The organism is Bradyrhizobium sp. PRIMUS42, assembly GCF_023006515.1.
Lineage (GTDB): Bacteria > Pseudomonadota > Alphaproteobacteria > Rhizobiales > Xanthobacteraceae > Bradyrhizobium.
The window spans coordinates 1-11,412 of sequence record NZ_JALBGZ010000133.1 but is presented as its reverse complement, the minus strand read 5'-3'; the positions used below and the strand labels follow the sequence as shown (position 1 = coordinate 11,412).

The window sequence follows — 11,412 nt, the reverse complement described above, 5'->3', positions numbered from 1 at the left end:
GGGCCAATGCGGCGTCCGCCTCGCGCGCGGCGCCGAGCGCGCGATCGAAATCCCGGACGCAGATCGCGTTGATCTTGCCGTCGTGACGCTCGATACGGGCGATCGCGTCATGCGTGAGCTCGACCGCCGAGACCTTCTTCGCGCTCAATGCGGCCGACAGCTCGACCGCGCTCTTGAAACTCCATTCCGATTTGACCACGGCGCGCCTCCCGCTCCGGTTGTCAGACGATGATGCGCAGTTTGGCCGAGCCCCGCAACAATTGTTTGATCGCGATTGCTGTGCCACCGAGAGCGAAGCTGCTACGCCGCCCCGATCAACACGCCCACCGCCAGCACGATGGCGCCGCCGAGCACGATCTGGAACACCGCCTGGAGGAACGGCGTGTCCATGTAGCGCGAGCGGATGAAGGCGATCGCCCACAATTCGAAGAACACCACGACGCAGGCGATGGCCGTTGCGATCCAGAACGCATTGGCCCAGCTATCCGGCACAAGATAGGGCGCGGTGTGGCCGAGCCCGCCGAGCGTCGTCATCGCGCCGCAGGTGACGCCGCGCAGCCAGGGCGAGCCGCGACCCGTCAGCGAACCGTCATCGGACAGTGCTTCGGCAAAGCCCATGCTGATGCCGGCGCCGATCGAGGCGGCAAGGCCGACGAGGAACGTCTGCCAGTTCTGGTGGGTGGCGAAGGCCGCCGCAAACAACGGCGCCAGCGTCGAGACCGAGCCATCCATCAAGCCTGCGAGGCCCGGCTGCACATACTGCAACACGAACATGCGGCGGTTGGTGCGATCCTCCTCGGCGCGGACGTCGGAATTCAGGATCTCGCCCGTCAGCTTTGCGGCGGTCTCTTCGTGACCTTTCTCGGCTTCGGCGAGATCGCCGAGCAGGCGGCGCACGCCGACGTCCTCGGCCTGTTCGGCGGCCTTCACGTAGAAGCGCTCCGCCTGCATCTCCATGGTCTCGACTTCCCTGCGGATGGCATCGAGCGACAGGTTCTTGGTGAGCCAGACCGGGCGGCGGCGCAGGAAGCCCTTGACGTCCTCGCGGCGGATTGGCGGCAGATGCGGGCCGAAGCGCTGCTCATACAATTCCAGCAACATGTGCCGGTGGCCGCGCTCCTCCTCGGCCATCTGCTCGAACAGCTTGGCCGAGTCCGGATAGCGCTCCTTCAGGTCTTCGGCGAAGGTCATGTAGATGCGGCTGTCCTCCTCTTCGGAGGAGATCGCGACCGCAAGCACCTCACGCTCGGTCAGATCGGCAAAATTCTTCACGGCGGCCCTGCATCGAGTTTAGAATTATTCTAAATTATATAGGACGACGCAGTTCCCGGGTCAAATCAGGCCGTGCGAATCGTGGCGAGGAATTCCAGCAGCAGCCTACTCACTTCCGCAGGTTGCTCCTGCTGCACCCAATGGCCGGCGCCGTCGATGAGATGGCAACCCAGCATCTGCGTGCATGCGCGCGCCTGCATCGTCTCGAACACGCCCGGACGCTGATAAGTGCCCCAATCCTGCATGCCCGAGATGAAGCATGAGGGCACGTCGATGCTGCGGCCGGCGAACAATTGCAGTTCAGCGTTGAATGCGCCCGACGTGCCGCAGCGATACCATTGCAGACCGCCCTGGAATCCGGTGCGGCCATATTCGGCGCTGTAGTAGGCGAGCTCGCGGTCCGGCAGCCATTGGTTGGCCGCGACCGCGGCCGGCGACGGCATTTCCTTGGCAACCGTCTGCGCCATCGTTTCATTCATGTCCATCACATAGTAGGTCGGCAATTTTGCCAGCTCGTTCGCCGACCACGATGTCAGCGGAGCGGGCTTGTTGTCGGTCCAGTCCGCGCTTTTGTGATGATAATAGGCGCGCAGGAAATCATGCAGGCCCTGTGGCGCGCGGTGCATGTCGGCGTTCGCCGCGCGCGTCGAGTAGTACCATTGGTAATGTTTTCGCGGCCGCGGCAGCGCCGCGAGCTCGCGATGGACGGGGTCTTCGGCGGGAGGCTTTACCGGCGTGTCGACCGTGCCAAACGGCAGCGGTGGCGGTCCGCCGAACGGTGCGCTCATCATCGTCACTGATCGAAACACGTCGGGCCGTATCAAGGCGCACCAGGACGCAACCGGGCTGCCGAAATCATGCCCGACCACGTCGACCTGCCTGTAACCGAACGCTGACACCAGGGCGAGCGCATCGCGCGCGAGGTTGAGGAGCGAGAACGGCGCGAGATCGCCGTCGTATTCCGCGGTCCATCCTGTGGTGCGGCCATAGCCGCGCTGGTCCGGTGCGATCACGTGATAACCGGCCGCAGCGAGCGGCGACATGATTTTGCGCCAGGAGAAGGCCAGCTCCGGAAAGCCATGTAGCAGCAGGATGCAGGGCCGGCCCGGGGTCTCGAAGCCGGCCTCCAGCACATGCATGCGCAAGCCGTTGATGCCGTCGACATAGCGCGCGCGGATGCCGGCGGGGAGGGGAATGTCGGGGAGATCAGGCATGGTATTCTCCACACGGGCAGTATCGTAGAGTGGGCAAAGGCGCAAAGCGCCGTGCCCACCAATCTCGCACAACAGCCCGGGATGGTGGGCACGCTTCCGCCCTCGCTCTTCGAGCTACGGCGGACAAGTCGCTTTGCCTACCCTGCGGGTACGGTGTCTTGGTCACACCGCCGCGCACACGAACGCGTTGCCCTTGCGCTTGATCTTTCCGACCGACGGCGAGGGGAAATGCGCTGTGCAGCACAGCGTGTCGGTGTCGCAGTAGCGCTCGAGAAAACCGCGGCGCGTTTTGGCGGCCGCAGCCGGATCGACGTCGAACTTGATCGACAGCTCCGGATAGAGCGTCTGCAACGGCGAATGCATGAGGTCGCCCGAGAACACCGCATCGTCCTTGCCGCGGCCCATCGTGATGGCGATATGGCCCGGCGTGTGGCCGGGCGTCGGCAGGATGCGGACGTGGTCGCCGATCTGATGATCATTGCCGACGAGCTCGTGCCGTTTTGCCTCGACCACCGGGAGCACGCTGTCCGCAAAGGGCGGAATCTCCGCCTTTGCATTCTGCTCCGACCAATGGTCGAACTCCTGTCGGGCGAAGACGTAGCGCGCCTTGGGGAAGGTCGGGACCCAGCGGCCGTTCTCCAGCCGCGTGTTCCAGCCGACGTGATCGACATGCAGATGCGTGCACATCACGAAGTCGATGTCGTCGACCGAGAAACCGGCGGCACCGAGAGCACGCAGATAGGTGTCGTCCGTCTTCATGTTCCATTTCGGCCGCTGCGGCCGCGGCTTGTCGTTCCCGATGCAGCTGTCGATCAGGATGGTGTGGTGCGGCGTCTTCACCACATAGGACTGGAAGCACAGCAGCAGCACATCCTGCTCGTCCAGCGCCTTCGCTTCGCGCATCCATGCGCGGTTCTCGGCCAGCACGTCGCTCGTCAGTGCCGGCAGCATCTCCAGCGCCGGGACGAACGAGGTTTCCTGCTCGATGACGCGATGGATGGTGAGATCGCCGACTGCGTATTTCAGGCTCATGAGAACTCCCGCTTATGCGGCCGGCGGCACCGAGATCTTGACCGAGGGCCGCTCCAGCATCCTCTGGTGGAATGCGTCGAGCTTTGGATAGGCCTTGCGCCAACCGCAATCGGCGAAGCGGAAATCGGCATAGCCGAGCACGCAGACGAGGCCGATCTGCGAGATGTCGAAGGGTCCGTTCAGCACCTCCGACATGTTCTCGAACCGCGCCATGCCGGTCCAGGCCCGGTTCCAATGGTCGTCCGACCACGCCTGCCATTGCAGGCCCTGCGGCCGCACCATCTTCTCGTAGCGGCAGAGCAGCATGGAATCGAGCATGCCGTTGATCAGGGAGTGATTGGTCTTGGCCTTCCAGCGCCGCGGGCCGTAATCCGGGATTAGGCTGCCGCCGGCGATCTCGTTGAGATATTCGACGATGACATAGGAGTCCAAAATGACGTCGCCGTCGTTGGTGATCAACACCGGCAGCTTCTTCAGCGGCGAGATCTTCGAATAGTCCTCATTGGCCGTCCCCGGCGCGACGGTCGCCGGCGTCAGCTCGATCTTGTCGATCAGCCCGAGTTCGATCGCGGCGATGCGCACTTTGCGGGCGAACGGCGAGGCGGGGGAGAAGGTGAGTTTCATGGATGTGTCCCAAATGAAGCAATTTGGTTCGTCATTGCGAGGAGCCCACGACAAAATTGCGAAGCAATTTTGCGTTGGCGACGAAAGCAATCCAGAGTGTCACCGCGGAGGGATTCTGGATTGCTTCGCTTCGCTCGCAATGACGGGAGAGGCCGGAGACCTTACGCCGCCACGATCTCCTGGCGCTGCTCGCCGAGGCCCTCGATGCCGAGGCTGACGACGTCGCCGACATTGAGGAAGGTCGGCGGCTTCATGCCGAGACCGACACCGGGCGGGGTGCCTGTCGTGATGACGTCGCCGGGCAGCAGCGTCATGAACTGCGAGACATAGGAAATGCACTTGGCCATCGAGAAGATCATGGTCTTGGTCGAACCGGTCTGGCGGCGCTGGCCGTTGACGTCCAGCCACATCGCCAGGTTCTGCACGTCCTTGATCTCGTCCTTGGTTGCAAGCCACGGTCCGAGCGGGCCGAACGTGTCATGCGACTTGCCCTTGGTCCACTGTCCCAGGCGCTCGATCTGGAAGGCGCGCTCGGAGACGTCGTTGCAGACGCAGTAGCCGGCGACGTGGTTCAGCGCGTCGGCTTCCGAGACATATTTCGCACGGCTGCCGATGATCGCGGCGATCTCGACCTCCCAGTCGAGCTTGGTCGAGCCGCGCGGCTTTTCGACCGCGTCGTTTGGCCCTGATAGCGACGTGTTGGCCTTCATGAAGATGATCGGCTCGCTCGGGATGTCGGCGCCGGTCTCCTTGGCGTGGTCAGAGTAGTTGAGGCCGATCGCGACGAATTTCGAGATGCCGGTGACGGGGGCGCCGAAGCGCGGCTTGCCGGAGACCGCGGGCAGCGAGGCGGGATCGAGCGCCGCCAGCTTCTTCAGGCTCTCAGGCGAATAGGCCTCGCCGGTGAGGTCCTTCAGATGTGCCGACAGGTCGCGCAACTGGCCGGATTTGTCGATCAGGCCGGGCTTTTCCGCACCCTTCTCGCCATAGCGAACAAGCTTCATTTTCGTTTCTCCCTGGAAATGGACCGATCGGTTGAATAGCTTCATGGAACAGGGCGGCAGGAAATTCAACCGCTCAAAGAGGGGCGCAATGCAGGCCTCCGAATTCGATGGGAACGGCGGTCTCGTGCCCCGGACGCTGCGCAGCGCGAAGCGGTGCGCCGCTGAGCCGGGGCCCGGGATCATCCCAGCGCCACAAACCTGAACGCGTCTCCGTCCCGCCTGATATGCCCGGCCGAGAAATGGCCGCCGATCACCAGCGTCGGCGTGTCGGCAAAGCGGCCGAACAGCGCTGCCCGCGTCGCGGCAGACTGCGTCTGGTCGGAATCCGCCGTCGAGGACCAGTCGAGATGCGCCATCTGGCAGGGGTGATGGGCGACGTCTCCGGTGAGCAGGCCCTGTTCGCCGTCCGATCGGATGAGGATGCTCATATGGCCGGGACTGTGGCCCGGGGTCGGGATCATGCTGATCTCCTCGCAGAGCCGGTAGTCGCTCGGGATTAGATCAGCCCTGCCGGCATCGACGATCGGTTTGACGGAATCGTCAAACACGGCCCGCTTGTCCGGCTCGGTCGAATGCTCCAGCCAGTGCTCGTACTCGGTCTTGCCGAAGACGTAGCGGGCCCTGGGAAATGTCGGCACCCATTGGCCCTCGACCAGCTTCGTATTCCAGCCGACATGATCGACATGAAGATGCGTGCACAGCACCGTGTCGATGCTGTCGGGCGCAAAGCCTGCCGCCATCATCGCCGCAAGGAACGGCGTGGTGCGGTTGTTCCAGGTCGGAACGTTGCGGCCCTGCTTGTCGTTGCCAAGGCCGGTGTCGACCACGATGCGTTGCGAGGGCGTCTCCACCACCAGTGAATGGATCGACATTTTCAGCCGGCCCACTTCGGTGGCGAAATGCGGGATCAGCCAAGGCAGCTTGCGAATTTCATCATTGTTCGCGAGCGGCAGGATGAAACGGGTCGAGCCGACCGTCTCCAACTCCACAATCTTGGTGATTTTGACCTGGCCGACCTTCCACTGCATCCGGCACCTTCCCATGTTCTTCTTTTTCGTGCCGAAACATGCGGTTTTCCGCCCTCAAGCGCAATGGATCATCTGACGCGATGCGGCGTTATCGCGGGAACCCTGGAGAGAGCCATGCCAGAGCTTACGATTTCCGCTGAGAAGGTCGCCTTCATCATCGAGAAGGCGCGCGAATTCGACGTCAAGGAGGGGGATTCCGATCCGGATTCCGGCTCGAACCCGTCCGATGACGATGCGGTTGACGTCCTCGCCGATGACGGCTCCGATCCTGTCGTCAACGAGCTCGGAAGCTTTATGATCGCCTTGAACGAGGACGAGCAGGTCGATCTCGTCGCGCTGACCTGGCTCGGTCGCGGCGACGGCACGATCGATGATTGGGACGATTTGCGCGCACGCGCGGCCGAGGCGCGCACCGAGTATCGCAGCCCGCGCCGCGAAACGGTGCACTATCTGCTCGGCGAGCCGATGCTGGGCGATCTGCTCGCCGACGGTCTTGAAGAATTCGGTATCGACTGGACCGGCGAGCGCACGACCGCCGATTCCTCCGGCCCGAGTCAGCAAGACGAAGACGAGCCGACCAAGCAGCGGTGATCTGCAAAGTGCTCTCTCCCCGCATCAAGGGGAGAGAGTGAAGGGGGCGTTACAGCGTCCCCGGGAACGCACCACCATCCAGCAGAATGTTCTGCCCGGTGATGAAGCCGGCCTTGGCGCCGCACAGGAAGGCGCAGGCATAGCCGAACTCGTCGGGCTGGCCGAAGCGCCCCGCGGGATTGAGCTTGGCGCGCTCGGTCAGGATCTGCTCCGCCGAGACGCCGCGCTTGTCGGCCTCGGCCTTGGCGGTGCCGGTCAGACGATCGGTCTCGAACGGGCCCGGCAGCAGGCCGTTGATGGTGACGTTGTTGATCACCGTCTTGCGCGACAGGCCGGCGATGAAACCGGTCAGGCCGGCGCGCGCGCCGTTGGAGAGGCCGAGGATGTCGATCGGCGCCTTCACCGCGGCCGAGGTGATGTTGACGATGCGGCCGAACTTGCGCGCCATCATGCCGTCCACGGTCGCCTTGATCAGCTCGATCGGCGTCAGCATGTTGGCGTCGATCGCCTTGATCCAGTCGTCGCGGGTCCAGTTGCGGAAATCGCCGGGCGGCGGGCCGCCGGCATTGTTGATCAGGATGTCGGGCTCGGGACATGCCTTCAGCACGGCTTCGCGGCCGGCCGGCGTCGTGATGTCGCCGACGATCTCGGTGACCGTCACCGCGGGATAGGCCTTGCGGATGTCGTCGGCCGTCTTCTTCAGGGCCTCAGCGCCGCGCGCAGTCAGCGTAACGTGAACGCCGGCGTCGGCGAGCGAGATGGCGCAGGCACGGCCGAGGCCCTTGCTGGATGCGCAGACGATGGCGCGGCGACCTTTGATCCCAAGATCCACTGTTTCACTCCCGTAATGTCAGGCAGGTTTTGAATAGCGGCACTCTAGCCAATCGCGGCGCCGCTGATAAGGGACAGGCTCGCATCAAAATGCATGCGCTGGGCGCTAGCGATGCAAATGCGCAGGCATGATCCGGACCCGGAGGGGGCGTTAGCGAAAAGTGTGCGGCGGTTTTCCCTCGCGACAAACGCGGAACGCGTTTGCGCGGAGATCATGCCCAAACAAAAGGCGCGACCTTATCGCGCTTCAGATGCGCTGTTCGTGCTTGAGGCGGTCGATCGCCGAGGCTGCTTCCGGCGGCAGCGACTTGAAGCCCATCTGCCCTGCCGTCGAGAACAGGGACCGCAGATGCGAGCCGGCGAGAAACGGCGGCTGGCGATTGGCTGGCACGATCTGGTCGAACACCAGGACCAGCGTGGTGGCGACGAGCCCGACCCTGATGGCGCCGAGCTCGGCGCCGCCGAGCCGGTCGCCGATGCCGGCCTCGCCGATGGTGTCGTTCAGCGCGACGCGGCCGATATGCCCGAACAGCATGCCGACCACGACGAAGATGCCGAAGAACCAGATCCAGTTCTGCAACTGGGGTGAATTCGGGTTGCCTGCAATTTGCGGCGCAATCAGCGGCATCAGCGCAACCGCGATCGGTGCGGCGAGAAGATAGGCGAGGATGGTCATGGCGCTGCGCAGCAGACCGGTCCTGAAACCGAAGCCGACCGCGACGGCGAGCGCGGCATAGACGGCGAGATCGAAACTGTTCATCAGCAAACCCTGCCTCGATGGAACGAATGAACGCCGAACCGATCATTCGGTTTCAGATCGATAAAATCGTCTGTATTCGTGCTCCAAAGGCTCAGGGTTGCATCCAGGAAATCGTGACGGAAATCGTCAAGGAAACGGTGATGTCAGACCTATTCGACGTCAGTAAAGAAACCATCCTCGTCCTGGCGCGATTTGCTGCGGGCCTCGAAGGCGTCGCGGCGCGGCTGCGCGGCCCTATCGCATCCCCGCCCTGATCATATCCGCCGCCTTCTCCCCGATCATGATGGTCGGCGCATTGGTGTTGCCGCCGATCAGCGTCGGCATGATCGAGGCATCGACGACGCGCAAGCCCTCGACCCCGTGCACCTTCAGCGCGGGATCGACCACGGCCATCGCATCCGTGCCCATCTTGCAGGTGCCGACCGGGTGATAGACGGTGTCGACGCGATTGCGCAGGATGGCGCGGATGTCGTCGTCCGTTTTCACGTTGGCCGTGAACATGTCCTTCTTTTGCAACGCGCGTAGCGCAGGCGTCTCCATCAGCCGCCGCGTGGTCTTGAAGCCCGCGACCAGGGTCTCGAGATCCTCCTCCTCGCCCAGAAAGTTCGGATCGATCATCGGCGCTGCGAGCGGATCGGCGCTTTTCAGCCAGACGCTGCCGCGGCTCTTCGGTCTGAGCAGGCAGACATGGCATGAGAACCCTGCCTCCCGATGCTTTTTGCGGCCATGGTCGTCGAGCATCGCGATGACGAAGTGCAACTGGATGTCAGGCACATCGAGGTGGGCCTGCGTCTTCAGGAAACCGCCGCATTCGGCGAAATTGGTGGTCATCAGGCCGCGTCGCTCGCGGCGGTACCGCTGGATGGCGCGGAGTAGGGACGGCAGCCGACTGATCGACGAGTGCACGAGGTGCGGATAGTCGGAGGCGTAGACGAAAACGAAATCCGGATGATCCTGCAGGTTGCGCCCGACCCCCGGCAGGTGATGCATGACCCCAATGCCATGCGAACGAAGCGCATCGCCACCGCCGACACCCGACAGCATCAGCAATTGCGGTGACTGAAAGGCGCCGGCGGCGAGGATCACCTCGCGCCGAGCGCGCAGCCGCTTTGTCTGCTTCCCCTGCACATATTCGATGCCGACCGCCCGGCCGGCTTCGAACAGGATCTTGGTGGCCTGTGCTCCCGTCTCGACGCGCAGATTGCGGCGCTTGTTCAAGTGGGGCTGCACATAGGCGCGCGCAGCGCTCCAGCGCTCGCCATTGTGCTGCGTCACCTGGTAGCTGCCGAGCCCTTCGTGGTCCTCCTCATTGAAGTCCTTGCGGATGCGGAACTGCGCCTCGCGCGCGGCCTGATGGAAGACGTCATGGATCGGGTTGTCCGAGCGCAGCTTGTTGACGTGCAGGGGGCCGCCCTTGCCATGATGCGCGCCGTCGAAATCGGTGTTGTTCTCGGAAGCCTTGAAATAGGGCAGCACGTCCGCATACGACCAGCCGGTGTTGCCCAGCGCAGCCCAGTGATCGTAGTCCCATTTGTTGCCGCGGATGTAGATCATGGCGTTGATCGCCGAGGAACCGCCGAGACCCTTGCCGCGTGGCTGATAGCCGATGCGGCCGTTCAATCCCTTTTGCGGCACGGTATCGAAGGCCCAGTTGGCCGGGCTGTATGGCAAAGCGAGCCCGAACGGCGTGGTGATCCGCCAATTGTCGTTCCGTCCGCCCGCATCGAGCAGCGCGACGGATGTCCCCGCATCCTCCGTCAGCCGCCCCGCGACGGTGCAGCCGCCGGAGCCCGCGCCCACGACGACGAAATCGAATGTGTCAGTCAATGTTGTTTCCCCCTTACGTCATTCCGGGGCGCGCGTAGCGCGAACTATGGTGCGCACTTGCGCACCAGAGAATCTCGAGGTTCCGGGTTCGCTTCGCGCCCCGGAACGACCACCCCCTACGACATGAACCGCATCAACTTCTCCAGCCGCGCGATCTTGCCGCCATAGGGCGGATAGAGATCGGCGAGGCGGTTGAACTTGGAGCGATAGAACACCGGCTTCAGCTTGCTGAAGGTGCGAAAGCCCCATTCGCCGTGATAGGCGCCGGTGCCGGATGCGCCGACGCCGCCCATCGGCTGGTTGATTTGCGTGAAGTGAAACAGGCAGTCGTTGATCGTGACGCCGCCGGAGATGGTGCGCGCCAGCACTTGGTCGCGCGCGGCGGCGTCCTTGCCGAACCAGTACAGCGCCAGCGGCCGGTCGCGGTGGTTGATGAAGGCGATGGCCTCGGCCGGATCGCGAGTGCCGAGCAGCGGCAGCACCGGGCCAAAGATTTCCTCCTGCATCGCCGCCATCGCATCGGTCGCACCGACGATCAGTGTCGGCGGGAATTTGCGGTGCGCCTTCCAGTTGGGATCATCGGGCTTCGCCGGTTGCAGGATCTTTGCGCCGCGCTGCACCGCATCCGCGACGAGGCCTTCGAGCCGCGCATAGTGCCGGTCCGAGACGATCGAGGTGTAGTCCTTGTTGGCGGGATCGGTGCCGAACATGCGCCGCATCTGGGCACGCACTTTTTCGGCGAAGGACTGCAATGAGCGCTCCGGCACCAGCACGTAATCAGGCGCAATGCAGGTTTGCCCCGCATTGAGCAGCTTGCCGTAGGCGATGCGCTCGGCCGCTTCCTCGAGATCGGCGGAGGCGTCGATGATAACAGGCGACTTGCCGCCGAGCTCGAGCGTGACAGGCGTCAGGTTGCGCCCCGCGGTCTCCGCGACCAGCCGCCCGACCCGGGTCGAGCCGGTGAACACGAGGTGATCGAACGGCAGGCGCGCAAAAGCCTCTGTGATCTCCTGTTCGACATTGGTGATCAGCACTTCCGTGGCATCGAACCTCTGCCCGACCGTCTCCCTCAGCAGACCTGCGAAATGCGGCGTGAGCTCGCTCGGCTTGATGAGGACGCGATTGCCGGCGGCGAGCGCGCCGATCGCGGGTGCGAGGGTGAGCTGGAGCGGATAATTCCAGGGCGCGATGATGCCGACGACGCCGAGCGGCTGCGGCATCAGCCGGTT

General features: G+C 63.8%; 12 protein-coding genes and 1 pseudogene. 2 read left to right on the top strand and 11 right to left on the bottom strand.

Annotated features, from left to right (window positions below; all coding sequences use genetic code 11):
• The 7 genes and pseudogenes from MOV75_RS13260 to MOV75_RS13230 form a co-directional block, all read right to left on the bottom strand.
• A pseudogene (locus MOV75_RS13260) lies at window positions 1–199 on the bottom strand (amidase); the annotation flags it as partial.
• A 101-nt stretch (window positions 200–300) separates the two neighbouring features.
• A complete protein-coding gene (gene mbfA, locus MOV75_RS13255; protein WP_246923252.1) occupies window positions 301–1,272 on the bottom strand; it encodes an iron exporter MbfA in 972 nt (323 codons plus the stop codon).
• A 65-nt stretch (window positions 1,273–1,337) separates the two neighbouring features.
• Window positions 1,338–2,486 carry an alpha/beta hydrolase gene (locus tag MOV75_RS13250; protein ID WP_309486805.1) on the bottom strand — a complete coding sequence of 383 codons (1,149 nt, stop codon included), beginning with the start codon at window positions 2,484–2,486 and terminating at the stop codon, window positions 1,338–1,340.
• A 162-nt stretch (window positions 2,487–2,648) separates the two neighbouring features.
• On the bottom strand, window positions 2,649–3,518 hold the full coding sequence (locus MOV75_RS13245; RefSeq protein ID WP_246923248.1) for an MBL fold metallo-hydrolase: 870 nt from the start codon (window positions 3,516–3,518) through the stop codon (window positions 2,649–2,651).
• A gap of 12 nt (window positions 3,519–3,530) precedes the next feature.
• A complete protein-coding gene (locus MOV75_RS13240; protein WP_246923245.1) occupies window positions 3,531–4,142 on the bottom strand; it encodes a glutathione S-transferase family protein in 612 nt (203 codons plus the stop codon).
• 161 nt (window positions 4,143–4,303) lie between these two features.
• Window positions 4,304–5,146 (bottom strand): fumarylacetoacetate hydrolase family protein, encoded by an 843-nt coding sequence (locus tag MOV75_RS13235; protein ID WP_246923242.1) that lies wholly within the window; start codon window positions 5,144–5,146, stop codon window positions 4,304–4,306.
• Between the two features lie 179 nt (window positions 5,147–5,325).
• Entirely contained in the window at window positions 5,326–6,174 is an 849-nt protein-coding gene (locus tag MOV75_RS13230) for an MBL fold metallo-hydrolase (protein WP_246923238.1), read from the bottom strand.
• A 114-nt stretch (window positions 6,175–6,288) separates the two neighbouring features.
• On the opposite strand from MOV75_RS13230, the gene MOV75_RS13225 reads away from it, so the two are divergent.
• Window positions 6,289–6,765 carry a DUF3775 domain-containing protein gene (locus MOV75_RS13225; RefSeq protein WP_246923233.1) on the top strand — a complete coding sequence of 159 codons (477 nt, stop codon included), beginning with the start codon at window positions 6,289–6,291 and terminating at the stop codon, window positions 6,763–6,765.
• 49 nt (window positions 6,766–6,814) lie between these two features.
• On the opposite strand, the gene MOV75_RS13220 is transcribed toward MOV75_RS13225, so the two are convergent.
• Both MOV75_RS13220 and MOV75_RS13215 read right to left on the bottom strand, forming a co-directional pair.
• Window positions 6,815–7,597: an SDR family oxidoreductase gene (locus MOV75_RS13220; RefSeq protein ID WP_246923229.1), complete on the bottom strand. Its 783-nt coding sequence runs from the start codon at window positions 7,595–7,597 to the stop codon at window positions 6,815–6,817.
• 246 nt (window positions 7,598–7,843) lie between these two features.
• Window positions 7,844–8,356 carry a CvpA family protein gene (locus tag MOV75_RS13215; protein ID WP_247005908.1) on the bottom strand — a complete coding sequence of 171 codons (513 nt, stop codon included), beginning with the start codon at window positions 8,354–8,356 and terminating at the stop codon, window positions 7,844–7,846.
• 26 nt (window positions 8,357–8,382) lie between these two features.
• Here MOV75_RS13215 and MOV75_RS13210 point away from each other — a divergent pair, with 26 nt between their 5' ends.
• Window positions 8,383–8,610 carry a hypothetical protein gene (locus MOV75_RS13210; protein WP_246923222.1) on the top strand — a complete coding sequence of 76 codons (228 nt, stop codon included), beginning with the start codon at window positions 8,383–8,385 and terminating at the stop codon, window positions 8,608–8,610.
• Here MOV75_RS13210 and MOV75_RS13205 read toward each other — a convergent pair.
• Together MOV75_RS13205 and MOV75_RS13200 are read right to left on the bottom strand one after the other, a co-directional pair.
• Window positions 8,591–10,183 carry a GMC family oxidoreductase gene (locus MOV75_RS13205; protein ID WP_246923220.1) on the bottom strand — a complete coding sequence of 531 codons (1,593 nt, stop codon included), beginning with the start codon at window positions 10,181–10,183 and terminating at the stop codon, window positions 8,591–8,593. The genes MOV75_RS13210 and MOV75_RS13205 overlap by 20 nt on opposite strands.
• Window positions 10,184–10,299: 116 nt before the next feature.
• Window positions 10,300–11,412 (bottom strand): aldehyde dehydrogenase family protein (locus tag MOV75_RS13200; RefSeq protein WP_247005906.1); only part of this gene is annotated, 1,113 nt, incomplete at its 5' end.

Bases quoted from the DNA above. Each gene is read 5' to 3' on its own strand.
- MOV75_RS13235 (WP_246923242.1), bottom strand. From the start codon at position 5,146: ATGAAGCTTGTTCGCTATGGCGAGAAGGGTGCGGAAAAGCCCGGCCTG.
- MOV75_RS13250 (WP_309486805.1), bottom strand. From the start codon at position 2,486: ATGCCTGATCTCCCCGACATTCCCCTCCCCGCCGGCATCCGCGCGCGC.
- MOV75_RS13215 (WP_247005908.1), bottom strand. From the start codon at position 8,356: ATGAACAGTTTCGATCTCGCCGTCTATGCCGCGCTCGCCGTCGCGGTC.
- MOV75_RS13225 (WP_246923233.1), top strand. From the start codon at position 6,289: ATGCCAGAGCTTACGATTTCCGCTGAGAAGGTCGCCTTCATCATCGAG.
- MOV75_RS13240 (WP_246923245.1), bottom strand. From the start codon at position 4,142: ATGAAACTCACCTTCTCCCCCGCCTCGCCGTTCGCCCGCAAAGTGCGC.
- MOV75_RS13210 (WP_246923222.1), top strand. From the start codon at position 8,383: ATGAACGCCGAACCGATCATTCGGTTTCAGATCGATAAAATCGTCTGT.
- MOV75_RS13230 (WP_246923238.1), bottom strand. From the start codon at position 6,174: ATGCAGTGGAAGGTCGGCCAGGTCAAAATCACCAAGATTGTGGAGTTG.
- MOV75_RS13245 (WP_246923248.1), bottom strand. From the start codon at position 3,518: ATGAGCCTGAAATACGCAGTCGGCGATCTCACCATCCATCGCGTCATC.